Raw genomic sequence first — 25050 nt, 5'->3', positions numbered from 1 at the left:
CCTGATGACCAGCGGAGTGCCCCTCAATGCGCCCTGCCCTGCTCCTTGTGCTTGTGCTGGCGGTGCTGGCCTGTGCTCCGCGCCCCGGTGCAGATGTGCTTTTGCCCGTGGCTGACGGAACGGTGCCCGACGCCACGACCAAACGCGTCTGGATGGTCACCACCCGCGCCCGCGACCCGGTCAGTGCCTGGAGTTTCGGATCAGGCCGCGCGCCGTCACCTGACTATGGCTATTTCGACATCTCGGTGCCACCCGACCATAAGCCCGGCGCGATTGAATGGCCGAAAGGGCGCCCCGATCCCGCGACTGATTTCGTCACGCTCGGCCAGGTCAGCCTGGCCCCCCGCGCCTTTCTGCAGGATCTGGGCCATGAGCAGACCGGCGTCTATGTCCATGGTTTCAATACGTCATTCCAGGAGGCGCTTTATCGCCTCGCGCAGCTCTCGGCGGATGCGCATGTCCCCGGCAATCCGGTCCTGTTCTCCTGGCCGTCTCAGGCTCATGTCGCGGGCTATATCGCAGACCGTGACGGGGCGGATTACTCGCGCTCGGCGCTGGCGGGCCTCCTCTCGGATCTGAGCCGGGGGCGCAGAACCGCAGAACCGGTGATGGTGCTTGGCCATTCCATGGGCGGACGCCTGACGATGGAGGCGTTGCGGCAGCTGAAGCTTGAAGGCCGCAGCGATGTGCTGGACCGGCTGGAGGTGATCCTGGCCGCGCCCGATATCGATCTGGATATGTTTCGCGAACAGATGGCCGTGATCGGGCAATTGAAGCATCCGCTGACGGTGCTGGTCTCATCCGATGACAAGGCACTGGCCTTTTCCGCCCGCCTGGCGGCACGGCGCGAGCGGCTCGGAACGGTCGATGTCAAGGATCCCGCGATCCGCGAACTCGCGCGGCGGATGGGGATCCGTATCATTGATATCACCGATCTGCCCAGCGATGACCCGGCCCATAGCCGCTATGTCAGCCTTTTGTCCGGAGCCGGGGAAAACGCGGTGACCAATGTGTTCCAGGGGCTGCGCCAGGCCGGGGCCTATGCCCTGGATCAGCTGGGGCTCTGATCGCCCGGCCCTGCCGCAGGGAGGCTGGCCCCGGGCAGCGAGATTTCAACCCGCGCCATGCCATCCGCGATCCGGCGGGTGATTTTCGCCCCCATGGCCGAGGCCAGTTCGGCACTGATGGTCAGACCCAGCCCGGTTCCGGTTGATCCCGGCCGTTTGGCAAAAGCCTGTTCATGGAATTCCGTGCCACTGGTCGGGTTCTCGATCAGCACCTCAGCTCCGGCACCGGGCGCTTCGCGGATCCGCAGCAATACCTGGCCGCTGCCATGCTCCACCGCATTCTCGATCAGATTGCGCAACAGGATCGCGAGCGCATCAGGATCGGCGGCAACCTGAACCTCCTCAAGATCGCCATCATCGAACCGGATCTGCGCGCCCCCGGTTTCGCGCAGCAAAAGCCGGGTAATCCGAATCAGATCCGCCGGTCCGCGCCCGAGCCCCAGACCCGCCTCGGATCGCGAGAGCTGCAAGAGCCGCTCCACCCGTCGCGTCAGCGCATCAAGCATCGGCAGCGTCGCGCGGGCATCGGCATCCTGCGACAGATCAAGCCGGGCGCGGATCGCGGCGACCGGCGTGCGCAATTCATGCGAGGCGTTGGCGATGAAGGCGCGTTCGGCGTCGCGCAGCGCACTGACGCGCGCAATATACTGGTTCAGCCCATGGGCCAGCGGATGCAGTTCATCAGGCAGCCCGGCCTCGGGCACCGGCGAAAGATCGGCGGGCGGACGGCCTGCAATCCCCGCAGTCAGATCTTCCAGCGGTGCAAACCCCTTTGCCAGGCTCTGACGCAGCCCCCAGACCAGCAGAAGCACCATCGGCAGGATCAGCACCAGAAAGGCCGAGGCCGCCTCGAACATTTCCTCGCGCCGCCAGGCCTCATTATGGGCGACCTCGATCACGGCGTTTTCCGCACTCACCCGTAAAACGCGCCAGCCATTCGCATTATGGAAACCATCGCTGGCAAGTGCGGGCCAGGGCTCTGTCGGCACCGGATCACCCGCCCGCAGGATGCGCAGCACCCGCTCGCCATTTCCTGGATCGATGCCGATATTGCGGGGGATCACCTGACCGGGGCTCGCCTCGATGTAAAGCACCGTGGTTTCCGCCATGGCCTGGAGCTCTTCATCCAGCATCTCGTTGATTTCATGATCCAGAAACAGCGTCGCCAGCGCGATCGCGCCCAGCCAGGCCAAAAGCACAAGCCACAGCACGCGCCGGGTCAGACGGCGACGGATCGACCAGGATCTGCGGCTTTCACCGCTCATGTCAGCACATATCCAAGGCCGCGCCGGGTCTCGATCATCCCGGCACCGATCTTTTGCCTGAGCCGCGAGATATAGACCTCGACCGCATTGCCCTCGATGGTAGCGTCGAAATTATAGAGCGCCTCTTCCAGCGCGGATTTCCCCAGCACCCGCCCCCGCGCGCCCAGAAGCGCATCAAACAGCGCCCATTCGCGCGAGGTCAGGCGGATCTCGTCAGCCCCGCGCCAGAGGCGTGCTGCCGCGCGGTCGACCTCGATCCCGCCGATCTGCAACCGGGTTTCCGGCAGGAACTGGCCGCGTCGCGCATGGGCGCGGATGCGTGCCGACAGCTCGGCCAGATCAAAGGGTTTAACGACATAATCATCGGCACCGGCATCAAGCCCCGCGATGCGGTCGCTGATCTGGTCGAGCGCGGTCGCGATGATCACCGGCGTCCGGTCCCCCGCCCTGCGGCGCTCGCGCAGGACCGAGAGGCCAGAGCCATCGGGCAGGCCCAGATCGAGGATCACGCAGGCATAATCCCCGACCGCCATCGCGGCCAGCGCGCCCGCAGCATCAGACGCATGATCAACCGCATGGCCCGCAGCGCTCAGATGACGCAGCACGGAACCGGCGAGATCAGGGGAATCCTCGACAAGAAGCAGGCGCATAAAGGCTGCATAGCCTGCGGTTGCGACTGAGGCGAGGAAATTGCGGCGGCCCGGACCGTCTGGGCAGAAAAACAGCCAGGCAGGCATCGCTGCAAGCCTGGCGCAAGGTTCAGAGGCGACAAGCCAGGGATAAATGGCCCGCAAGCGGCCAGTTTTCATCCCGACCCGGTCCAGGCCGGCGCAAGAAAGACAGGCATATGTCGCTTTTTGAATCACTCCGGCGTCTTCCGCGCCCTGTTATCCCGCATCTCGTGCTGAATGTCGCGGTGGCCTCCTTTGTGATGCTGGCGCTCAATCACGGGTTCTGGACGCGGCTGCTCGCGGAATTTCCTGCCTCGCCCGGCCGGGTGGCGATGTTTGGCTTCGGTGTCTGGGCGCTGACGCTGCTGACCCTTGAATTGCTCGGCCCGGGGCGACTGCAAAAGCCGGTGGCAGCTGTGCTGCTCCTCCTCGCAGCCACTGCAAGCTATTATGAGCGCAATTTCGGCGTGCTGATCGACCGCGAGATGGTGCGCAATATCTTTGAGACCACGGTGACGGAATCGCGCCATCTGATCACGCTGCGGATGGTCGCCGGGATCTTTGTGACCGGCGTTCTGCCGGCAGCGCTGGTCTTCTGGCCGCGTGTCAACCGGGTCAGGCTGGTGCATCAGCTCTGGCGCTGGCCTCTGGGCGTGGCGCTGAGTTTTGCGCTGATGACCGGCGCTTTGTTCAGCCATTACAAGGATTACTCGGCCATGCTGCGCGAGCGCCATGACCTGATGGGGTCCTATCAGCCCGGCGCCAGCCTGACCGCCGGCATTCGCTATGCCCGCGAGCAGTGGAAGACCGCCGACCCCACCGCCGCGCCTTATGGCCGGGATGCGAAACCTGGCGAGGCGCTGGCGCGCGCAGACAAGCCCGTCTTGCTGGTCGTCTTTGTCGGAGAGACCGCGCGGGCACAGAATTTCGGCCTGAACGGCTATGCGCGCAACACCACACCGGATCTCGCAAAGCGCGATGTGATCGCCTTTACCGATGCCTCTTCCTGCGGCACATCAACCGCCGTGTCGGTGCCCTGCATGTTCTCGGGTCTCGGCAAGGCCAGCTACAGCCGCGAGGGCGCACTTGGCCGCGAGAACCTGATGGATATCCTCGGACATGCCGGGATCACCCCGCTCTGGGTCGACAATAATACCGGCGATCAGAATGTGGCCAGCCGTACCGGCTGGGCGCGGGTCGATGCCAGCCTTGCGCCGGAAGCCTGCGCGGTCGAATGCACGGATGAGGCGCTTTTGCCGGCGATCCGTGACCGGCTGGCAAAGATCGACCGCGATACGGTGCTGGTACTGCATATGATCGGCAGCCATGGTCCTGCCTATTACCTGCGCTACGGGCCGGAGCGCGCGGGTTTTGCCCCCGCCTGCGAAAGCGCGCAATTCTCGGATTGCACCGCAGAAGAAATCGTCAACGCCTATGACAATTCGATCCTCGAGACCGATCACGTTCTGGCCAGCACCATCGACATGCTTGCCGCAGCTCAGAATGTGATCCCGGCCATGGTGTTTATGTCGGACCATGGTGAATCACTGGGAGAAAACGGCCTCTACCTGCATGCCGCCCCCTCGTTCATGGCGCCCGCCGAACAGACGCAAGTGCCCTTCGTCCTCTGGCTGGATCCGCGCTTCTCAAGCGCGATGGGGCTCGATGCCACCTGCCTCGCGCAGGAGGCGACGCAGCCGGTCAGCCATGACAATTTCTTTCATACCGTGCTGGGTCTGATGGATGTCAGAACCTCGGCCCGTGACGCCGCGCTGGATCTGACCACACCCTGCCGCAACCCCGGGCTTATGTGAGGCGGATGCCCTCATCGCCGAAGACCAGTTCGGCCCCGGCAATGGCCTCCGCGAAATCGCGGTCATGGGTCACGGCGAGGATGGTCGTGCCCTGCGCCGCCTCCGCGCCGATCAGCCTTATCACCTTTTGCCGGTTGATCCGGTCCAGCCCGCGCTGGATCTCATCAAGCAGCAAAAGGCGCGGCCCATGCGCGATGGCCGAAGCCAGCGCGACCAGACGTTTCTCGCCGGCATCAAGGTCAAGCGGATGCTGCGCCGCGAGATCCGCAATCCCGAGCCGTTCCAGCGCCTGAGCGGCCAGCGCGGCGGGGGCGGGAAGGTCGAGATTGCGGGCAGTCAGCGCCACCTCGTCCTGAACTTTCGTGCGCAGAAAATGGCGGTCCGAGGATTGCGCGACCATGCCCGCAACCCGGGCGAGATCGCGGGCTTCCGGCCCTGCCGGATCAACGCCCGCGACCGAGATCCTGCCCGCAAGCGGCTTTTCCAGCCCCGCGAAAAGCCGCAAGAGGCTGCTTTTGCCACGGCCGTTGGGGCCAAGCACCGCCACCACCGCCCCCGGGGCAAATCGCAGCGAAAGCCGCTCAAAAAGCCGGGCCTGGCCGGGATAGCCGAAGCTCAGATCGTCTGCGATCACCGTGTCTTCGCGCGTCATGCCGGTTGTCCCGCCAGAAAAATACGCTCGGGCAGCGGCGTTGCGAACAGCGCCTCTGTCGTCAGCGGGTCGCTCATCTCACCCTGATCCAGCAGCAAATGGTGATCCACCAGCCCCGCCATCCAGGATTGCCAGCCGATATCGAGGAATATCACCGCCATTTCCCAGGGCAGGCTGCGCAGATGACCGGCCAAAGCGTCGCGGCTTTCGGCATCGAGATCGGTCATCGGCTCGTCCAGGATCAGCAGGCGCGGCCGCATCGCAAGCGCACCGGCCAGCGCCGCGCGCTGTGTTTCCCCCCCCGAGAGCCGACGGCAATCGCGCTCTGCGAGATGGGTCAGGTTCAGGAAATGCAGGGCTTCTGCCGTGCGCGCGCGGATCTCGGCCACCGGCAGGCCAAGATTTTCCGGCCCGAATGCCACTTCTTCACGCAGGCTGTAGCCGCGCCCGCTGAGCTGCAGATGCGGCCGCTGCCCCACGACCTGCACGAGCCGCGCATGGTCCGCACGCGACATCGAATGCAGCGCCTCGCCCTGCCAGTCGAGCCTGCCCTCTGTTTTAAGGAACCCCGCAAGGCCGCGCGCCAGCGTGGTCTTGCCCATGCCGTTCCCGGCGAGGATCGAGAGCCGCTCTCCCGGCGCCAGGGTGAAAGACACCCCGCTGAACAAAGGCGGTTTTCCCGGCCAAGAGAAAGAGAGATCCTGCGCAATCAACGCCATAGCAGCAAAAGCCCCAGTTGCAGCAGCGCAAGCGCCAAAAGGCCCCGGCGCAGCCAGATCTCGCGCGCTGTGTCTTCGACCGGGTCGATCAGCCCGCGCTTCGGGCTGGCGCGAAAGCCGCGCATCTCCAGCGCCTCGGCCCGGACAGGGGCTTCGGTGATCAGCCCGCGCACCAGCGGATTGACCATGCCAACCAGCATCCGGAACCGCTCGCGCAGAGGGCCGCGCGCCGAGAGGCCGCGCATCTGCAGACTGTCGCGGATCTGCCGGGCCTCCTGGCCGACGCTTTCCACCAGCGACAGCGGCGCCGTCAGCAGATAGGAGACCGAGGGCCTGACCCCTGCCCCGTCCAGCGCCCGCGCCAGATCTGAAGGGCGCGTGGTCATCACGAAAATCAGGCTTACCGACAGCAAAAGCGCGAGCCGCGAAAAGACCAGCAGCGCATAGCGCAGCCCCTCGGGGTAGCAGGCAAAGGGGCCGCATATGCCGGGCGGACCCCGCGCGATCAGGAACCCATGCACGAGGCCAAGCGCGAGCCCGACCGGCAACATCAGCACCAGCAGCCGCAGCCCCAGGACACGGCCAAAACCAAGCCCTGCCCCCCCTGCCAGCGCAAGACACAGCGCCCCCAGCAGCACCGGCGCCGGCCAGAGAGGCAGCATCGCTGCCACCACCGCCAGCACCGCGAGCCGCGTCAGAGGGCTGGCGCGCCGCCAGGAATTATCAGGGCCAGGCCTGTACATGACAAAAGCCGCTCAGGCCCGGCTATGAGCGAGGAAGGGCCAGTCCGAAGTCGCGCGCCCGGGCAGGCCACGCACGATCCCCCAGACCAGCACCGCCGTCAGTACCTTGTCGGCGATATTCCAGCCCAGAACGGTGGTCAGCACCGAGGGGAACAGATCCTGGCCCAGCTTGAGCAGATAAGCGGTCAGGAAATCGGCGCCAGAGCCGGTGACACCGCCGAAGAGGTAGATCCGGATCGGCACAGCGACAAAAGCAAGCGCGATGGTGATGACCACGCCGGAAAGTGCCGCCTGCCAGATTTCACGGAAAAAGCCCGCACGCGCCAGGAGGCCGGCCACCACACCGATCACCAGCGCGACCGGGGCAAAGAAGGCGACCGTCGGCCCCTGGATCAGACCCCAGAGCAGATTGGTCAGAAGCCCCGTCAGCCCGCCGATCACCGGCCCGGCCAGCACGGCCGCCAGCACGGTCCCGATCGAGTCGAGGAAGATCGGCAGCTTCAGAAACGAGGCCGTCTGGCCAAGCGCGATGTTCAGCGCGATACCGATGGCGGCAAGCACCAGGTTGCGGGTAGAGAAAAGTCCGGATGTCATTGGGATTGCTCCTCGGGGTTGGGGCGGTGCGCATGGGGCCCGTCGGTCGCGGGGTGAATGACGAGTTCGTCATAACCGGACAGGGCGCAGGGTTCGCGGGTGAAAACCAGGTCATCAAGCAGAAGGACGGTGATTTCGGCGGTGGTATAGACCGCCGACTCCGCCAGCAGATGGCCGCCATAAGCGCGGCCCTCACCATCGGTTATGGTCAGATGCAGATGCTCGCCTTCGGGGGCGATGGTCCCGGTCAGCGAGGTGATCTCGAAATGCCCCTCGTAAAGCGTGCCGCCGGGTGTGTTCGCATGGCGAATCAGCACCCGGGTCAGACTGCCGACGCAGGTGACAACCGAAATGGCGGGGGCACCGCTGTGGCGCTGAAAGGCATGCAGCGCCGCGATGAGATCGGCCCCGGGCGGCAGGCGGAACACGCCAAAGCGGCCCCGCGAGATCCCGGATGTGTAAGGGAAATCAGCGGCAGATGCCGGCCGTGAAGAATGACTGGTCAAAATCGCTCCTGAAGATGCCTGCTGCGGTCCGGCCGGCGTGATATCGATATTCCGGGCCTTGCCCTGATAAGGCGGGTATGCGGCCTTACGGCTGTGATGCTGATCGAAGATAACAAATCTGTCAATTCTTCTAACATTCTGCAATTCAACAGGAATATTCTATGGACGGGGCTTGTGGCAGCAGTTGTGACCCATTGCATTGCCGCGCCCGGGGGCTAGTATCGCGCCGATATGATCAAATAACAGGATCGGCCTATGTCTATCAGTCTCGCGCTGGCTCAGCCCGGCAGCAGTGAACCGTCGCAATATGACGGGGTGATTGTGCTTTTGCGCAATGGCAAGGGTGCTCTGGGCCCGAAAGCGGCCGCGCTCGATGCCGCGACCGGCGGGGCGATCAGCCGGGCGGCGCTGGCGCCGCGCTTTACCGGCAAGGCCGGGGACTGCATTGACCTTCTGGCGCCGCAGGGGCTGAAAGCGCGCCGGGTGGTGGTGTTGGATCTCGGGCCGGCCGCGGAGCTTACGGGGCTGGTCGCCAGCCGCGCGGGCTCGGCGCTTGCGAAACATCTCGAGACCGAGGCAGAGACCGCAGCGCTGATGCTGTTTGAAACGGCACCCGCTACCCTGGACGATGCCGGGGTTCTGGCGCAGATCCTGCTGGGGATGCGGCTTCGGAATTACCGCTTTGAACTGATGGCAAAGACGGAAAAGCCCTTTGATCTGGCGCTGACCGTCGAGGCCGCGGACAGCCCTGCGCTGACCCGCAGTACGGCTCAGGCCGAAGGCGTGTGTCTGGCCCGCACCCTGGTGAATTACCCGGCGAGCCATCTGAACCCGGACAATTTCGCCGATTTCCTCGACCCGCTGCGCGAGGCCGGGATCGGGGTTGAAGTGCTGGAACAGGCCGATCTGGAGCGGCTTGGCATGGGCGCGGTGCTGGCGGTCGGCAATGGTTCAGCCCGCCCGCCACGGGTGATCGTGCTGACATGGGCGGGCGCGGAAGGGCAGCCGCTCGCGCTGGTGGGCAAGGGCATGTGTTTTGATGCGGGTGGGCTTTGCATCAAAACCGGGCCGCAGATGTTCTCCATGAAAGGCGATATGGGCGGGGCGGCGGCCGTGATCGGCACGATGCTGGCGCTGGCGCGGCAGAAGGCGGCGGTGCATGTGGTTGGCGTGCTGGGCGTGGCCGAGAATATGCTCTCGGGCACGTCTTACAAACCGGGCGATGTGGTCACTACCATGTCGGGCCGCACGGTCGAGGTGTTTGACACCGATTGCGAAGGGCGGATGGTGCTGGCCGATGTGCTGCATTACACCGCGACCCGGTTCAGCCCGACGGCCATCGTCGACCTCGCGACGCTGACCTATTCGGTGATGCGCGGGCTTGGCCATGTCTTTGCCGGGCTTTTTGCCACCCATGACGCATTGGCCGATCCGCTGCTGGCCGCCGGCGAGGCGGTGGGCGAGCGGTTCTGGCGGCTGCCTCTTGACCCGGCCTATGATGAGAGCCTCGTCTCACCGATTGCAGATCTGCGCCAGCATGGCCGTGATCTTGAGGATGGCGATGCGCCGGTCGCAGCTGCCTTCCTGAAGCATTTCGCGGAAGGCGTGCCCTATGTCCATCTCGACATCGCCGGCAAAGAGCTGATCGACGAGGACCGTCTGCATGCCCGCGCCGGCGGGGCCGGGTTCGGGGTGCAATTGCTGGAGGAATGGATTTCTTCCGGCGCGGCAGCGCGGTTCACTTCTGGCTGAGCTTAAACCAGATATCCGGAGGGGTTCTGCACCCCTCCGGACCTTTGCCAGAGAGTATTTTCGTCAGCAGGAAGGCCTGCCGGGCGGCCTTTTCAGGCCTCGATCATCACCAGATGGCCCGGTGAGACCTCTTCATAGCGCCGCTCTGGTGGTTTGAACCCAAGCGGGCGGATCGGGGTCTTCAGCTCTTTGACCTGCTGGTTGCGGCGCAGATGGCGGCGCGCCGGGTCCGGCACCGTGACCGCACCGATCAGCTGCCGGGTATAGGCGTGACGCGGGCGTTCCATGATCTCGGCGCGGGGACCGATTTCGACGATTTCCCCCATATACATCACCGCGATCCGGTGGCTGACCCGTTCGACCACGGCAATGTCATGGCTGATGAACAGGAAAGCGATGCCAAGACGGTCCTGGATATCAAGCAGCAGGTTCACCACCTGGGCCTTGACCGAGACATCAAGCGCCGAGACGGATTCATCCGCGATGATCAGTTTCGGATCAAGCATCAGCGCCCGGGCGATACAGACGCGCTGGCGCTGGCCGCCCGAGAATTCATGCGGATAGCGTTCCAGCATGGCGCGGGTCAGGCCGACCTGTTCCATAAGGGTCGCGGCTTTGGCGCGCCCTTCGGCGGCGGTGCCCATCCGATGTTCGGTGAAGGGTTCGACCAGCGCATCGCCCACTGTCATACGTGGGTTCATGCTTGCCAGAGGATCCTGTGGGATCATCTGGATCTCGCGCCGTTTCAGCCGCATTGCCTCGGGGCGCAGCGCGAACAGCTCATCCCCGCCCATCTTCACCGATCCGGTGGAGCGGTTGTTCAGCCGGATGATCGACTTGCCGGTCGTCGATTTGCCGCATCCGGATTCCCCCACAAGCGACAGCGTCTCGCCCGGAAAGATGCGGAAAGAGACGTTTTCCACCGCATGGACCTGGGCCACACGGCGGTTGAACAACCCGCCGCGCACATCAAACCGGGTGACGAGATCCTGGACATCGAGGATCGGCGCCCGCATGTCAGGGCTGCTTTGCAAAGGCAGCGCCGCACCGGCGACACCACTGGCCATATCGACCAGTGGAAAGCGCAGGGGCGCGGGCGCACCCGTCATGCTGCCCAGGACCGGAACCGATGCGAGCAGCGCCTTTGTATAGGGCTCGCGCGGGGTGGCGAAGATCTCGGCCGTCGGCCCCTGTTCGACCGAACGGCCGCGCAGCATGACGACGGTGCGGTCTGCCATCTCGGCCACCACCCCCATATCATGGGTGATGAACAGCATCGCCATACCATATTCGGCCTGGAGATCCTTCAGCAGGTCAAGGATCTCGCCCTGCACCGTCACATCCAGCGCTGTGGTCGGCTCATCCGCGATCAGGAGTTTCGGGCGCGAGGCCAGCGCCATCGCGATCATCACGCGCTGCCGCATACCGCCGGAAAACGCATGCGGATAGTCATCCATCCGCCGCGCCGCATTGGGGATGCGGACCCGTTCAAGGAGCGCAATCGCCTGTTTGCGGGCCTCGGCCTTTGGCATCGGGTGATGCGAGGTCAGCGCCTCGGTGATCTGGTCTCCCACCCGGTAGATCGGGTGCAGCGAGGTCATCGGTTCCTGGAAGATCATTGCCGCCGCCTGGCCGCGAATATGGCGGATCATCCCCGCCTCATCCAGTTTCAGTACGTCATGACCGGCCAGGCTGATCTCGCCTTCGATGCGCGAGGTTGCCGGGTCCAGAAGGCCCATGACCGAAAGCGAGGTCACGCTTTTGCCGGATCCGGATTCGCCGACCAGCGCCACGGTCTCGCCGGGGCTGATGTCGAAGGAAAGACCCTCGATCACCCGGTTCCAGCTTTTGCGGGCGCCGAGGAATGAGACCGAAAGGTCGCGGATCGAAAGGATCGGCGCGGGGGTTTCATTGGTCACGGTCATGCGCGGCGCATCCTCGGGTCGATCAGCAGGCAAAGGAGGTCGACCACCGCATTGGCCACCACCACGAAGAAAGAGGCGTAAAGCACGGTCGCCATGATCATCGGCAGATCAAGCACCTTCAGCGCCTGATAGGTCAGCCGCCCGACACCATTGATGCCGAAGACCACCTCGGTCAGAACCGCCGCGCCCCCGACCAGCACACCGAAATCCATGCCGAACATGATCACGATCGGGATGATCGCCGAACGGGTCGCATGTTTCAGCAGCACCTTGCGGCCGGTGAGCCCCTTGGCGCGGGCAGTGCGGATGAAATCCTCCTGATAGGTCTCGATGATGCCGGTCCTGAGCATCCGGCCATAAAGCCCGATATACAGGAAGGCGAGCGTGAGCCAGGGGAAGACCATTGACCGGAACCACAGGCCCGGGTCCTGCGAGAACGGCGTATAGCCAAGCGCCGGCACCCAGGAAAACGCCCAAGTGTCATGCAGCCGGTTTTGTGTGACAAGATTGACCATCTCGCCGACCCAGAAGACCGGCATGGCAACCGCCATCATCGAGATCCCCATCAGGATCTTATCCGGCCAGCGCCCCCGGAAGGCCGCCGCCGTGATCCCCGTCAGGATACCGCCGAGCATCCACAGGATGGCTGCGCCCGAAACCAGCGACAGCGTTGCAGGTGCGGCCGCCATGACCGTCGGCACGATCTTCTGGCCCCGGTTGGCAAAAGAGGTCAGGTCCCGGGTGATGAAGAGCTTCTCCATCATCAGGCCGTATTGAACGTAAAGCGGGCGGTCGAGGCCGAAGTCTTTGCGCACCGCCTCGATGGTTTCCTGCGCGGCATTGCGGCCCGCGATACGGGCGGCAGGGTCCGAGGCGGGGGTTGCGAAGAAGATCAGGAAGGTGATGACGGAGATCCCGAACATCACCACGACCATGCGCAGGAGCCGCTTGAGAATGGCTGCGATCATCTCAGCGCCCCCTTGCCGATTTCGGGTCGAGCACGTCCCGGAGCACATCCCCGAAGAGGTTCAGAAGAAGCACAGTGACCATGATCGCAAAGCCCGGCGCCAGCGAGACCCAGGGGCGCGAATACAACAGCGTCTGCCCGTCCTGAAGGATCGTCCCCCAGCTGGCATTCGGCGGCTGCACCCCCACGGACAGGAAGGACAGCGAGCTTTCGGTCACGATATTCAGCGCCATCAGCATCGGCGCGAATACAATCAGCGTCGTCGAGACATTGGGGAGGATATGGCGCAGCAGGATCTTCCAGCGGCGGATGCCGAGGCCACGCGCCGCCATGATGAATTCGGACTGGTTGATCGCCATGACGCGGCCGCGAATGGGGCGGGCGACATAGGGCACATAGACGAGGCCAATGATCAGAATGGGCACGATCAGACTGCCCGAGGATATCTCGAACGGCCCGAGCGCGAAACTTTTGCCGATCATCACGATGGAAAGCGAGATCGCCAGCAGATAGACCGGAAAGGCCCAGATCATATCGATCAGGTTCGACAGAACGCCGTCAACCACGCCGCCCGAATAGCCGGCGGCGATGCCGATAATGGCGGCGAAGAACAGGCAGATCAGTGTCGAGGCGCCAGCGATCAGCAGCGAATTGCGGCCACCGTAGAGCATCCTCGCCGCGACATCGCGGCCCTGACCATCGGCGCCCAACATATATTGCGGCCCCCAGGTCGGCCCGATGGGCGTGACGCCAAGGCCAAGGCCCTCGGTGGATTGTTGCATCACAGGCGTGGGCTTGCCGTCGATCTTGATCTTGGCCGAAAGCCCCGAACGGAACGGATCCGTCCCCGAGACATGTTTCGCATAGACCGGCGCGAGCAGCGTCGCGACCACGATCAGCATCAGGAGCCCCGCGGAAATCATGGCGGTCGGGCTGGCGATCAGCCCCTGGAAGACCCGCTTCCAGGGACCGCGCCTTGCGCCCGTCTCCTCCCCGGCGGATGCCGCCGGGGAAAGAGCGTGACTGTCGGTTTCAGGCAACATCGCGAAAGGTCACTGAACCCAGGCGGTGCCGACCAGCCAATGGAACTGGCTGGTGAACTCGTAATTGCCAACGCGGCTCGAGATCAGGTCGACATCTTTCGGGGTGAACATCGGGATCGCCGGAGCGAGCTTCATGAAGTCATAGTCGATATCGCCCCACTCCTTCAGAGCGGCCTCGTGATCGGTCGAACCAAGCGCCATCGCCGCTTTCATACGGTCATCAAGGCCCTTGTCGCAGATCCCCGACATATTGACCGAGCTGTCCGAACCCGGCGTAAAGCTGTCACAGCCAAAGAGAACATTCAGGAAGTTCGAGGGCGCCGGGTAATCCTGATACCATTGCGTCACCGAGATCTGAACGTTGTTATTGGTGTTCTGGATATAGGTGAACTGGATATCGCCCGAGATCGACTGCACGGTGGCGTCATAGCCAAGGTCGGTCAGCACGGTCTGCAGATAGGTGCCAACACCGCGCGAGGTCACGGAATCGTCGGTCACCACGGTGACTTTCTGACCCTTGGTGCCCGAAGCCTCGACCAGCTCAAGCGCTTTGTCCATATCGGGGGCGGACCAGAATTCGCCCGGATCGGCGGTATAGTCACAGCGGTCGACATGGCCGGGCATATCCGGCGGCAGGATGGTGCAGACGGGGGTCGCCAGTGCCGGGCCGCCGAAGATCGAGACCAGCGCATCGCGGTCAACGGCGTAGTTGATCGCCTGACGGGCTTCGAGGCTGTTGAAAGGCGCGATATTGACGTTCAGCGGCGCATACCACCAGGCCACCAGCGGCGAGACGCGCAGCTGATCGGGATGCGACACGCTGAGTTCCGCCAGACGGTCGGTCGGGACCGGCTCATACATGAAATCGGCCTGGCCGTTCAGGATCGCGTTGACCGCAGCCTCTTCGGTGCCGCCGAACGTATATTCGATCCGGTCAACATAGCCCTTGGGCTGGGCCTCTTTGCTCCATTCCTGGAAATGCGGATTGCGCACCATGATCAGCGAGGCGTTCGGGTCATAGCTTTCGAACGCATAAGAACCGGTGCCGGGGATCGGCTCATTGCCGGCATCTTTCATGATCGTGTCGGCGGGCACGATCGAGGCATGCGGCACGGCGATCTTGTAAAGGAACTCGGCATCCGGGGCGACGAGATTGATGGTGATGGTGTTGGTCGCAGCATCCCCGATCACGCCGCCTTCCAGCGTACAGGTCGCAGCCTCGGCCAGACATTTATCGGCGCCGACGATGCCATTATAGAAGCTGCCCGAGGTCGGGCTTGAAACCTTGAAGATACGCTGGAACGAGGCCACGACGTCTTCGACCGTCAGATCTTTGCCATTCGAGAATTTGATCCCCTGGCGCAGCTTGAACGTGTAGGTCTTGCCGTCATTCGACAGCACCGGCATGTCCTCGGCCAGATCCGGCACCACTTCGGCGCTTTCCGGCCCGTTGACCTTTTTGAACGCCATCAGACCATCATGGGTCCAGATGAACAGCGGCCAGTAGCGCGCGGTATAGTTGATCATCGGGTCAAGGGTGCCCTCGGACGAAACGCCGAGAAGCTTGAGCGTGCCACCGTAATGGCTCTCATCGGCGAAAGCCGGCATCGCAGCGCCAAGCGCCAGCGCCGCCGTGCCACACAAAATCCGTCCGCGCATCCGCGACATCAGAGACAGCGATTCACTCATGGTACGAGACTCCCTCGGGGTGAGATGGCGGTCATTGCCGCCGTGATGGACCGGCCTTGAGGCCAGAGTTTAACAGGTTCAGCGGGCGGCGTCGCATTCGGTAAGGAAGGCAGCGACCAGAGTTATACAGGCGTCGAATTCCTCGACATGCGGCATATGGCTCGCATTCGGGAAGATATGCCAGCGGGTATCGGGAATATTCTCGGCGAAGGGTTGAATCGTCGCCGGGGTGGCCTCGTCATATGCCCCGGAAATGAGAAGCACCGGCACGGTGATCCTGTGGACCCGGTCGCTGACATCCCAGTCTTTCAGGGTGCCGGTGATGTGGAATTCGTTCGGGCCGATCATCAGATTATAGACATGCGCATCTGCCTCCATCGCGCGATTGGTGCGCTGCACCTCATCAGGCGCGGGGTCGAGACGACAGACATGGCGGGCGTTGAAGGCTTTTGTCGCCCGGGCATAATCGGCGTGATCGGTGGTGCCTGCGGCCTCGTGCAGGTCAAGAACCGCCCGGATATCAGCCGGCAGATCCGCACGCAGCCGGGCGGTCTCGCTGATCCAAATGGGCATCGAGGCCGGGCTGTCGGCAAGGATCAGCGACACAAGGCCAGGGGGCTGCGTCACGCCAAATTCGGCGCCCAGCATCCCGCCCCAGGACTGGCCAAGCAGGTGATAGCGCGAAAGCCCGAGATGGGCGATCAGGTTTCTCAGTTCATCCAGGAACAGATCGACCGTCCAGAAATCGGCGCCTTTTTCCGGCAGCCGCGTCGAATTGCCATTGCCGATCTGGTCATAATGGATGACCGCGCGCCCGGTTTCGGCGATCGCTGCAAAGCTTTCGACATAATCCCAGGTACAGCCCGGTCCGCCATGCGCCACGATCAGCGGCGGCAGGTCTGACCCAAGGTCACCGGCGATGCGATACCAGGTTTTACAGGGCCCGAAAGCAGCGAAGCCTTCGGTGATTTTTGCGCTTGTATACATGCCAGTTCCCCTCCGGTTATCCCGGAAAATCCCCTTCAGCCCTGCCAAATTCAGTCATGGCGGACATAATCGAGCCCCCGCGCCAGCCAGCAGCCAAGGCCAAGGCCCGTCACCCGACCCGTAGCGTCGCGCCTGACCTGAAGCGTCCAGTCGCCCGGCGCCGGCGCATCCATCGCGCGCCTAGTGCGGATAAGCCAGGTATCGGGGCCGGCGGCCAGAACCGGCTCCATCCGCCCCGCGCCAAGCCTTCCGGAAAAGAGGGCAAAGACTGCCCCGTCCTGCGCCTCGAGCCGCAGCGCGCTGCCGGTCTCGGCGCAATGATAAAGACCGGCAATCGCGGCACCATCGGCCGTTTCACACGGCGCAAGCGGCACCAGCAGAGTGTCGATATTGTCGCGCAGGCGGCGCATATGCAGCCGGTCGCCCCGACGTTCCAGCCGCACCTCATCCGAGGCAAGAACGCCTGGCGCGGCCTGGTACAGGGTCTCGGGTCCGGTGGCGAAATGCAGCTTAACAGCCGTATCCGCAGGTTCCAGCCGCGCGATCAGCCCGGTCTCGGGGCAAAGCCACTGGCTCTCCCAGCCGGGCTCAACCGGCAGCGGCGCAGGTTCTGCCTGGCCAAGCGCCGCACGCATCAGAAAGAGCGCCGCATCATGGGCCGAGGCCTCGTGGTTGAACATCACCACCACCGAGATCCGCGCCTCAGCCGCATGGAAGCGCTGTGCCCGAAAGCCCCGGAGCGCACCGCCATGACCGGTCAGCGCCACGCCGCCAAGCGTCTCATGCACAAGGCCAAAGCTGTAAAGCGCCGGATTGCCATCGCTGAACGCGACCGGCGCCGAAAGGCGGCGATAGATGCCGTTTTCGTCGTCGCGCGTGGCGTCGATCCAGGCCTCATAGGCCAGCATATCGTCAAGCGAAGCCGAGATCCCGGCATCCCCCACCCAGAAAATTCCGTTATCCGCAGGGAAAAAACCGGTCGAATCAGTGCCTTCATAGCCGGTGACACCGTCTTCGGGCTGCCTCGTGTCAGAGGTCAGCGTCGCGGTCTTCATCCCCGCCGGCCCCCAGATATGCTGGTGGTAAAGATCGATCAGCGCGCGGCCATTCGCCTTGCGGATCAGATCGGGCAAGAGGCGGAAATTGCAGTTGCAATAGGAATAGCCTGTGCCGGGCGCGAAATGGCCCTGGCGGATCGCGGCGACCATCGGCACTGCCTCGGTTTCCGGGAAGACCTGCTCGGCAGTCGCGCCCTCGACCACCGTCATCGCCCAGTAATCGCGCAGCCCCGACTGGTTGTGACACATCTGGCGGACCAGCGGGCGCGGGCCTTCCAGCGCTGGCAGCAGGTCAGGCAGCAAGGCATCGAGCGCCTCGGGCGCCCCGAATTCCGCGAGCATCGCGCCGCAGGTAAACTGTTTCGAGATCGAACAGATCGGCAGGCGTGTCGCCCGCGTCATCGGCTGATGGCGTTCCAGGCTGGCATATCCCCAGGCCCGCGCGGCCACCTCGCGCCCGTCCTGCAACACAACCGCAATGCCTCCCGGCCCGGCAAAACGGCGCGGCAGCAGATCGAGGGCTTTTGCAAGCGGGAGGGGAGAGGTGCTGGTCATGATCCGCGCATCTATTGCCGGATACCGGCAGAGTTCAAGGGGGATGACTGCCGTCCTCCCGACGCCCGAAGAGACGGTTACGTGCCCACCCGCGATCAGGGAGAAATCTGCCATTGCCGAAATTGGATAGTCAGACCCGGAGGAGACGCGAATAGTGGCCGGATCAAAATCAAAAAAACTCGCATCCAACAGGGAAACATCACCATGAGGAAAACCTCTCCGCCACTGCTGATGAATCGCCGCCGCCTGCTGACCACCGGCGCCGTTGCACTGGCTGCACCGGCGATTCTGCCGCGCAGCGCCTTCAGCCAGACCCATAAGACCATAAAAATCGGCGGTGCGGTGCCGCTTTCCGGTCCGGTTGCCTATTGGGGCCACTCGACCGCCCAGGGCTTTACCGACGGGGCCGCCGTGATCAATGCCGCCGGCGGCGTCATGATCAATGGCGAGCCGCATATGCTTGAGGTCATCGACTATGACACCAAGGGCGAGGTCGCCGACAGCCGCGCCGCCACCCTGCGCCTCGTCGAGCAGGACAAGGTGAAATATGTCTACAGCCAGGCTGCGGCCTCGACCGTTGGCATGTTGCAGGTGACCGAACCCGCCGGCGTTTTGTCGATTGTCGCCTGCTGGGGCTATCTTGAGCTTTTCGGCAAGGACTACCCGCTGCATTTCCGCGCCGAGATGTCGGATTATGAACAGGGCTTTGCCTATCTTCCCTTCATGCAGGAAAAATACGGCAAGGACGCGCTGAAGACGGCCGCTTTCATTGGCCCGAATGACCAGGATGGCACCGATTGCCATGCCTCCTACAAGCGGCTGATGGATTATTACGGCATCACCCAGAAATCGGCCGAATTCTACAATTGGGAAGACACCGATTTCTATCCCATCGTTGCGAAGACCATTTCCGACCGGCCCGATTTCATCGTGACCTCGCCCTCGCCCCCCGGCATCACCGCCTCGATCGTCAAGGCGGCGCGCGAGCTGGGCTATACCGGCCCGATCTCGTCACCGGCCGCGTCCGAAACCACGACGATCCTTGAGGTTGCGGGCGAACATGCCGATGGTGTCATCCTGCCGGTAACCAATGTCTCGCCTTCGACCGACACACAGAAAGCCATCGAGAAGCGCTTTATGGACCGCTTCGGGACCTTCAACGCGCTGGCAGGCAACTATTCCTGGTGGATCTATTCGCTGAAAGCGGCCTGGGAGATGGCGGGCACCGCCGAAGACACCAAAGCGGTGGCCGAGGCGCTGGCGCAGGTACAGCTGGATGACACCTATGTCGGCCATGTGAAATGGGGCGGCGAGAAGTCTTTCGGCGTGGCGCGCCAGGGCATTTACGACTGTTACACCACCACCATCGACAAAGCTGTGGCCCAGGTCGAAGACGTGCGTTTCCCCGCCCTTCCCGACGATTACTGATCATTCAGGCAATGCTGCCGGCCCGGGGTGATCCGGGCCGGTAAAGGCGGCAGGCGCGGTCTGTCGTCTGTAATCTGTGCGGCCTCCGGAGTATTCCACGCATGAGCGACTTTCTGCAAATGGGCCTGACCGGCCTGAGCCTCGGCCTGATGTATGCGCTGATCGCGATCGGGTTGACGCTGATTTTCGGGGTGATGCGCATCATCCAATATGCGCATGGCGAGATGTTCATGCTGGGCGCCTTTGCCCTGTATTACTGGCATGCAGAGCTGGGCCTGCCCTATTGGGCCGGGGTGGCCTTTTCGGCCGGGCTGATCTTCTGCCTTGGCGCGGTCTTGCAGGTGGTGCTGTTCAAGCCCTTGCAGGGTAAGAACATTCTCTACTCGCTCGCGGTCTCTCTGGGATTGGTTCTGATTATCTCGGGTTCGGGTCAGCTCCTGTTCGGGACCACGACCAAGGGCATCCCTTCCGCTGTTTCGGGTGGCATGCTGATCGGCGGCGCCTATCTGTCCTATGAGCGGATCGTGATCTCGGCGGTCTCCATCGGGCTGATCATCGCGCTCTGGGCCTTCCTGCGCCACTCGGTCACCGGCTTTGCCATCCGCGCCGTGGCCGAAGACCCGCAGACCGCCGCATTGCAGGGGATCCGCACCGACCGTGTCCATTGGATCGCCTTTGGCATCGGTTCGGCCATGGCGGCGATTGCCGGCTGTATGATGGGCACGCTTCTGTCGATCGTGCCGACCATGGGCTTTCTGGCTACGATCAAGGCCTTCATGATCGTGATCATGGGGGGGCTGGGATCGGTGATCGGGGCCCTGGTCGGAGGCCTGATCCTCGGGATGATCGACTCGGTGATCACCACCACCATCTCCGGCGATATCGCGATCATCCTGAGCTTCGTGGTGATCTTCCTGATCCTTGTCTTCCGGCCCTCGGGTCTCTTTGGCCAGAACTGGGACTGAGGGGGCGATCATGGATAAATCTGACATCATCGCCAGCCCGAACCGCCTTGTCTGGGGCGGGCTCCTCGCCCTGGCCCTCGCCGCACCGGCGCTGGTCGGCTTCGACCTCTACATGATCCATGTCGGCATCACGATCAGCTTCAACGTGGCCCTTGCCACGAGCCTCTGGATGATCTGGTCTCTTGGCGTGATCTCTTTCGCCCATGCCGGTTTCATGGGGATCGGCGCCTATGCCTCGGCTCTGGTGCTGACGAAACTGGGGCTTTCGATGTGGTATGGCCTGTGGATCGGCGCCGCGGTCTCTGCCCTTTTCGCCATGCTGATCGCGGTGCCCCTGATGCGGACCCGGGCAGTGTATTTCTTCATGGCCTCCTGGGCGGTGGGCGAGGTGATCAAACGCAACTTCGCCTATTTCAAAGGCTTCTTCGGCGGCTGGGACGGGATCTTCGATATCAAACCGCCGGTCCTTGACCTTGGCTTCCTGCAAATCGACTTTGCGAACCGCATCGCCTATTACTATCTGGCGCTGTTCTTCGTCTCGCTGACGGTCTGGATCATCTACCGCATGAATGCGTCGCGCACCGGCACGATCTGGTGGGCGATCCATGAAAATGAACTGCTGGCGCAACATACCGGCATCAATGTCTTCCGCCAGAAAGTCGTCTGTTTCACCATCGCCTGCACCCTCGTCGGCGTGACCGGCGCGCTTTACGCGCATTACCAGACCTATATCAGCCCCAAAAGTTTCGACATCTGGAAGTCGGAATTCGCGCTGGTGCATCTGATCGTAGGTGGGCTGACCACAGTTGGCGGACCGGTCGCGGGCGCGATCTCACTGACCATGGTCGATGAGGCTTTGCGCGCCACCGGCTATTTCCGCACCATTTTCTTCGGAGTGGTGCTGATCGCCTCGGTCCTGCTGCTCCCGGGCGGGCTTGAAACGGTCCCTGCCCGTATCCGCAAGCTCTTCAACCGCAATTCGCAGAAGTGAGGCCCGTGTCATGCATGAATTAGAGGCGCGCGGCCTTCAGATGAAATTCGGCGGTGTCACCGCGATTGCCGGCCTCGATCTGACGGTCGAGGAAGGTGAGATCCGCGGGCTGATCGGCCCGAACGGCGCCGGCAAGACCACGTTTTTCAACGCCTGTTCCGGGCGCTATCCGGTGACGGCAGGGGAAATCCGATACCGGGGCCAGAGGATCAGCGGTATGAAGCCGCATCAGATCGCGGCAGAGGGGCTGGTCAGAACCTTCCAGCATGTCACTCTGTTCAAACAGTTTTCCGTGCTGAAAAACGTGGTCGCCGGGAATTACCTTCATGCGCGCCATTCCTATTGGGGATCGCTGCTCAGAACCCGCAAGACGCGCGAGGCCGAGGCCGGATCGGTCGCCCGCGCGCGTGAAATCCTGGATTTCGTGGGCCTCGGAGGGCTGGTCGATCAACAGGCCTCGACCCTGGCACATGGGCATCAGAAGATGCTCGGCATCGCCATCGCGCTCGCGGCAGAACCGAAAATGCTGCTTCTCGACGAGCCTTGTGCCGGCATGAACAGCGATGAGAGCCGCGAGATGATTCATCTCGTCCGCCGTATCCGCGAGACCGGCATCACCATCATGCTGATCGAACATGACATGAAGGTGGTGATGGGGCTCTGCGACCGCATCACGGTCCTGAACTTCGGCAATGAGATCGCCGACGGCACGCCCGAAGCAGTGCGCGCCAATGCGCAGGTGCGCGAAGCCTATCTGGGGAGCCAGGCCCATGTTGCTTGAGATACGCGATCTGTGGGTCCATTACGGCAAGGTCGAGGCGGTCAAAGGCGTCTCGATGGCGCTGGAAGAAGGCGGCGTCATCACCCTGATCGGGGCGAATGGCGCGGGAAAAAGCTCGATCCTGAAGGCGGTTTCGGGGCTGGAAAAACCGTCGCGCGGCGAGGTGCGTTTCAATGGCCAGGTGATCACCGGGCGTCCCGCTCATGAGATCGTCGGCCTTGGCATTGTCAATGTCCCCGAAGGGCGCAAGCTCTTCAAGCTGATGACGGTGAAGGAAAATCTGCGTATCGGCGCCTATCTCGACCGCGACCGCGCGCGGATCGCAAAGGGGATCGAAGAGGTGTTCGACCGCTTTCCCATCCTGCGCGAGAAACAGAACCAGCCGGCGGGAAAGCTTTCGGGCGGGCAACAGCAGATGGTCGCAATCGGCCGCGCGCTGATGGCAAGGCCGAAGGTTCTTCTGATGGACGAGCCGTCGCTGGGCCTTTCGCCGGTGATGATCGACGAGATCGCGGCGCTGATCCGGGAACTGCGCGCCTCGGGCCTGTCTATCGTGCTGGTCGAACAGAATGCGAGCCTCGCGCTGCAGCTTTCCGATCATGGCTATGTGCTGGAAACCGGGGCGATTGCGCTGCAGGGCCGGTCCGCCGATCTGCTGACCGACCCCGAAGTCGCCCGCGCCTATCTCGGCGCCTGAGGAAAAGACGATGAATGATATTCCCCCCCCGGCGACGATTTCGCGATGCTCGGCTATGTCGACCTCGACGGGCTGATCCGGGGCAAATACGCGACAAGTGCAAAGCTTAAATCCTGGCAGGAAAAGGGTGGTGCCTTTTGCTCGGTGGTGCTGGGCTGGGACAGCCGCGACGCGCTGTATCAGAACCGGCATACCGGCTGGCATACCGGCTATCATGATGACCCGATCCGGGTGGTGCCGGGGCCGGGCCGGGTGATGCCAGGCGACGGGCGGCGCTTTCACCTCGTCGAATATGCCGATGGGCCGGGCGCGGCCCTTTGCCCGCGCAGGCTGGCAGGGCGGGTGCTGGACGAGACCCGCGCCATGGCGTTCACCGCCCTGGCCGGGTTTGAATATGAGTTCTACGTTTTCCGCGAGACACCCGCCTCGGCTCTGGCCAAGGGCTATCGCGGCCTTACCCCCCTGAACCCGACAACCGGCGGCTATTCGGTGCAGCGGATGGCGGTCGAAGACGGCTTCTTCTCGGGGCTGATGGCGCTGGCGCGTCAGCTGGAAACGCCGCTGGAGGCGATCCATCCCGAGGCCGGTGAAGGCGCGATGGAATTCGCCTTCACCCCGTCAGAACCGCTGGAAGGCGCCGATCGGGCCGCGATTTTCAAGGCTTTCTCAAGGGCCTGGGGCAATCAGAACGGGCTGAGCCTGTGCTATATGGCGAAACCGCTGAACGGCTTGCCCGGCTGCGGTGGCCATACGCATCTGTCCCTGTGGCAAGGGGAGCAGTCGGCCTTCTATGACCCTGACGGCGAAGGTGGCCTGTCGCAGACCGCGCGCCATTTCATCGCGGGCCAGCTGAAATACATGCCCGAACTCCTCGCGCTTTATGCCCCCACGATCAATTCTTTCACCCGTCTTGCGCCCGGGTTCTGGGCGCCGACCGGTGCGACCTGGGGCTTTGACAACCGCACCTGCAGCCTGCGCGTCGTCGGCGACAGCGCGAAGTCGATCCGGGTCGAGATGCGGCCTCCGGCAGCGGATGCAAACCCCTATCTGGTGCTGGCCGCAGCCCTTGCCTCGGGCCTTCAGGGCATCCGCGAGGGCCTCGACCCCGGCCCGGCGGTCAAAGGCAATGGCTATGAGGCAGACCTGCCGCCCGAACGCCGCTTTCCGGCCTCTCTCGCCGAAGCCGCCGCCCGATTGCGTGGATCGGATATGGCGCGCGCCTGGTTTGGCGACGCCTTTACCGACCATTTCGCCACCTCACGCGAGGCAGAGGTCGCGGCACAACGCGCCTGGGTCTCGGACTGGGAACTGAACCGTTACTTCGAGATGATCTGATGACTTACCCCCTGACCGCCCGCTGGAGCTACCCGACCACCATCCATGCCGGAGCCGGCAAGATCGCCGGTATTGGCGCCCATACCATCGCGGCCGGCATCCGGCGTCCGCTGGTTGTCACCGATAAGGGCCTTGCGCATCTGCCCTTTATCACTGCCGCGCTGGCGGCGCTGACAGCGGCCGGCCTTACGCCAGCGCTGTTTTCCGATGTGCAGGGCAACCCGACCGATCTGAACCTCACCGCCGGGATCGAAGCCTTCCGCAAAGGCGCGCATGACGGGGTGATCGTGATCGGCGGCGGTTCGGCGATGGATGTCGGCAAGCTGGTTGCGCTGATGGAGGGGCAGACCATTCCGGTCTGGGATCTCGAAGATATCGGCGACTGGTGGACCCGCGCCGATGCCGACCGCATCCATCCGATCATCGCGGTGCCGACCACCGCCGGGACAGGGTCCGAGGTCGGGCGGGCAGCGGTTCTCACCAACACGACCGACCATACCAAGAAGATCATCTTCCACCCGAAAATGCTGCCGGTCCTGGTGATCGGCGACCCGGAACTGGCGCTCGGCCTGCCGCCCGCGCTGACGGCGGCAACGGGCATGGACGCTTTCACCCATTGTTTCGAGACCTTTTGCGTCGAGAGCTTTCATCCGATGGCGGATGGTATTGCGCTGGAAGGCCTGAGGATCATCCGCGACGCCCTGCCGCGCGCGGTGAAGAACGGCCAGGATCTCGAGGCGCGGACGATGATGTTTGCTGCCGCGATGATGGGGGGCGTGGCGTTCCAGAAGGGTCTCGGCGCGGTGCATTCTCTGGCGCATCCGCTCGGCGCGATCCATGACATCC

General features: G+C 63.4%; 23 protein-coding genes. 10 read left to right on the top strand and 13 right to left on the bottom strand.

The genetic code is table 11. The features are described 5' to 3' along the window. Window positions 1–26: 26 nt before the first annotated feature. The gene (locus BLW25_RS16635) at window positions 27–1067 is read left to right on the top strand and encodes an alpha/beta hydrolase (RefSeq protein WP_092902245.1); all 1041 of its coding nucleotides are present in this window, start codon (window positions 27–29) and stop codon (window positions 1065–1067) included. On the opposite strand, the gene BLW25_RS16630 is transcribed toward BLW25_RS16635, so the two are convergent. Both BLW25_RS16630 and BLW25_RS16625 read right to left on the bottom strand, forming a co-directional pair. Beyond that, entirely contained in the window at window positions 1052–2332 is a 1281-nt protein-coding gene (locus BLW25_RS16630; RefSeq protein WP_092902243.1) for a sensor histidine kinase, read from the bottom strand. The two genes, BLW25_RS16635 and BLW25_RS16630, sit on opposite strands and share 16 nt — an antisense overlap. Further along, window positions 2329–2982 (bottom strand): response regulator transcription factor, encoded by a 654-nt coding sequence (locus tag BLW25_RS16625; protein WP_092903058.1) that lies wholly within the window; start codon window positions 2980–2982, stop codon window positions 2329–2331. Before BLW25_RS16625 ends, BLW25_RS16630 begins: the two co-directional genes overlap by 4 nt. A gap of 197 nt (window positions 2983–3179) precedes the next feature. Here BLW25_RS16625 and BLW25_RS16620 point away from each other — a divergent pair, with 197 nt between their 5' ends. Next, a complete protein-coding gene (locus tag BLW25_RS16620) occupies window positions 3180–4817 on the top strand; it encodes a phosphoethanolamine transferase (protein ID WP_092902241.1) in 1638 nt (545 codons plus the stop codon). On the opposite strand, the gene BLW25_RS16615 is transcribed toward BLW25_RS16620, so the two are convergent. The 5 genes from BLW25_RS16615 to BLW25_RS16595 are packed head-to-tail and all read right to left on the bottom strand — an operon-like array spanning window position 4810 to window position 8031. Then, on the bottom strand, window positions 4810–5469 hold the full coding sequence (locus tag BLW25_RS16615) for an ABC transporter ATP-binding protein (RefSeq protein ID WP_092902239.1): 660 nt from the start codon (window positions 5467–5469) through the stop codon (window positions 4810–4812). The two genes, BLW25_RS16620 and BLW25_RS16615, sit on opposite strands and share 8 nt — an antisense overlap. Continuing rightward, entirely contained in the window at window positions 5466–6137 is a 672-nt protein-coding gene (locus BLW25_RS16610; protein WP_171909614.1) for an energy-coupling factor ABC transporter ATP-binding protein, read from the bottom strand. Before BLW25_RS16610 ends, BLW25_RS16615 begins: the two co-directional genes overlap by 4 nt. A 41-nt stretch (window positions 6138–6178) precedes the next feature. After that, entirely contained in the window at window positions 6179–6931 is a 753-nt protein-coding gene (locus BLW25_RS16605; protein WP_092902235.1) for an energy-coupling factor transporter transmembrane component T, read from the bottom strand. Between the two features lie 12 nt (window positions 6932–6943). Next, the gene (locus tag BLW25_RS16600; RefSeq protein WP_092902233.1) at window positions 6944–7525 is read right to left on the bottom strand and encodes an ECF transporter S component; all 582 of its coding nucleotides are present in this window, start codon (window positions 7523–7525) and stop codon (window positions 6944–6946) included. Continuing rightward, window positions 7522–8031, bottom strand: coding sequence for a PPC domain-containing DNA-binding protein (locus BLW25_RS16595; protein WP_171909613.1), 510 nt, complete (start codon window positions 8029–8031; stop codon window positions 7522–7524). The genes BLW25_RS16600 and BLW25_RS16595 overlap by 4 nt, the downstream gene beginning before the upstream one ends. A 255-nt stretch (window positions 8032–8286) precedes the next feature. On the opposite strand from BLW25_RS16595, the gene BLW25_RS16590 reads away from it, so the two are divergent. Then, window positions 8287–9783, top strand: coding sequence for a leucyl aminopeptidase (locus BLW25_RS16590; RefSeq protein ID WP_092902229.1), 1497 nt, complete (start codon window positions 8287–8289; stop codon window positions 9781–9783). Window positions 9784–9875: 92 nt separating this feature from the next. Here BLW25_RS16590 and BLW25_RS16585 read toward each other — a convergent pair whose 3' ends face one another. The 6 genes from BLW25_RS16585 to BLW25_RS16560 all read right to left on the bottom strand — a co-directional run bounded on the left by BLW25_RS16585 (window position 9876) and on the right by BLW25_RS16560 (window position 18007). Continuing rightward, complete coding sequence (locus tag BLW25_RS16585; RefSeq protein WP_092902227.1) at window positions 9876–11708, bottom strand: ABC transporter ATP-binding protein; 1833 nt, start codon at window positions 11706–11708, stop codon at window positions 9876–9878. Then, window positions 11705–12676, bottom strand: a complete 972-nt coding sequence (locus BLW25_RS16580) for an ABC transporter permease (protein WP_092902225.1) — start codon at window positions 12674–12676, stop codon at window positions 11705–11707. The genes BLW25_RS16585 and BLW25_RS16580 overlap by 4 nt, the downstream gene beginning before the upstream one ends. A 1-nt stretch (window position 12677) precedes the next feature. After that, the gene (locus BLW25_RS16575) at window positions 12678–13718 is read right to left on the bottom strand and encodes an ABC transporter permease (RefSeq protein ID WP_092902223.1); all 1041 of its coding nucleotides are present in this window, start codon (window positions 13716–13718) and stop codon (window positions 12678–12680) included. Window positions 13719–13727: 9 nt separating this feature from the next. Beyond that, complete coding sequence (locus BLW25_RS16570; protein WP_216279398.1) at window positions 13728–15407, bottom strand: ABC transporter substrate-binding protein; 1680 nt, start codon at window positions 15405–15407, stop codon at window positions 13728–13730. 78 nt (window positions 15408–15485) lie between these two features. Further along, window positions 15486–16394, bottom strand: a complete 909-nt coding sequence (locus BLW25_RS16565; RefSeq protein ID WP_092902221.1) for a proline iminopeptidase-family hydrolase — start codon at window positions 16392–16394, stop codon at window positions 15486–15488. Between the two features lie 50 nt (window positions 16395–16444). Then, the gene (locus tag BLW25_RS16560) at window positions 16445–18007 is read right to left on the bottom strand and encodes a D-aminopeptidase (RefSeq protein WP_092902219.1); all 1563 of its coding nucleotides are present in this window, start codon (window positions 18005–18007) and stop codon (window positions 16445–16447) included. 204 nt (window positions 18008–18211) lie between these two features. Between BLW25_RS16560 and BLW25_RS16555 the strand changes: the two genes are divergently transcribed. From BLW25_RS16555 to BLW25_RS16525, 7 genes are all read left to right on the top strand, one after another. Further along, complete coding sequence (locus BLW25_RS16555; protein WP_092902217.1) at window positions 18212–19435, top strand: ABC transporter substrate-binding protein; 1224 nt, start codon at window positions 18212–18214, stop codon at window positions 19433–19435. 101 nt (window positions 19436–19536) lie between these two features. Next, entirely contained in the window at window positions 19537–20400 is an 864-nt protein-coding gene (locus BLW25_RS16550) for a branched-chain amino acid ABC transporter permease (protein WP_092902215.1), read from the top strand. A gap of 10 nt (window positions 20401–20410) precedes the next feature. After that, window positions 20411–21391, top strand: a complete 981-nt coding sequence (locus BLW25_RS16545; protein ID WP_092902213.1) for a branched-chain amino acid ABC transporter permease — start codon at window positions 20411–20413, stop codon at window positions 21389–21391. A gap of 10 nt (window positions 21392–21401) precedes the next feature. Next, window positions 21402–22172 (top strand): ABC transporter ATP-binding protein, encoded by a 771-nt coding sequence (locus BLW25_RS16540; protein ID WP_092902211.1) that lies wholly within the window; start codon window positions 21402–21404, stop codon window positions 22170–22172. Beyond that, window positions 22162–22869, top strand: coding sequence for an ABC transporter ATP-binding protein (locus BLW25_RS16535; RefSeq protein WP_092902210.1), 708 nt, complete (start codon window positions 22162–22164; stop codon window positions 22867–22869). The genes BLW25_RS16540 and BLW25_RS16535 overlap by 11 nt, the downstream gene beginning before the upstream one ends. A gap of 45 nt (window positions 22870–22914) precedes the next feature. Next, window positions 22915–24204: a glutamine synthetase family protein gene (locus tag BLW25_RS16530; protein ID WP_092902208.1), complete on the top strand. Its 1290-nt coding sequence runs from the start codon at window positions 22915–22917 to the stop codon at window positions 24202–24204. Continuing rightward, window positions 24204–25050, top strand: an 847-nt coding sequence (locus BLW25_RS16525; RefSeq protein WP_143040538.1) for an iron-containing alcohol dehydrogenase, incomplete at its 3' end; no start/stop codon positions are given. The genes BLW25_RS16530 and BLW25_RS16525, both read left to right, overlap by 1 nt.

It is taken from the genome of Rhodobacter sp. 24-YEA-8 (genome assembly GCF_900105075.1).
Classification (GTDB): Bacteria; Pseudomonadota; Alphaproteobacteria; order Rhodobacterales; family Rhodobacteraceae; genus Pseudogemmobacter.
This window is presented reverse-complemented; position numbering and strand designations above follow the sequence as displayed.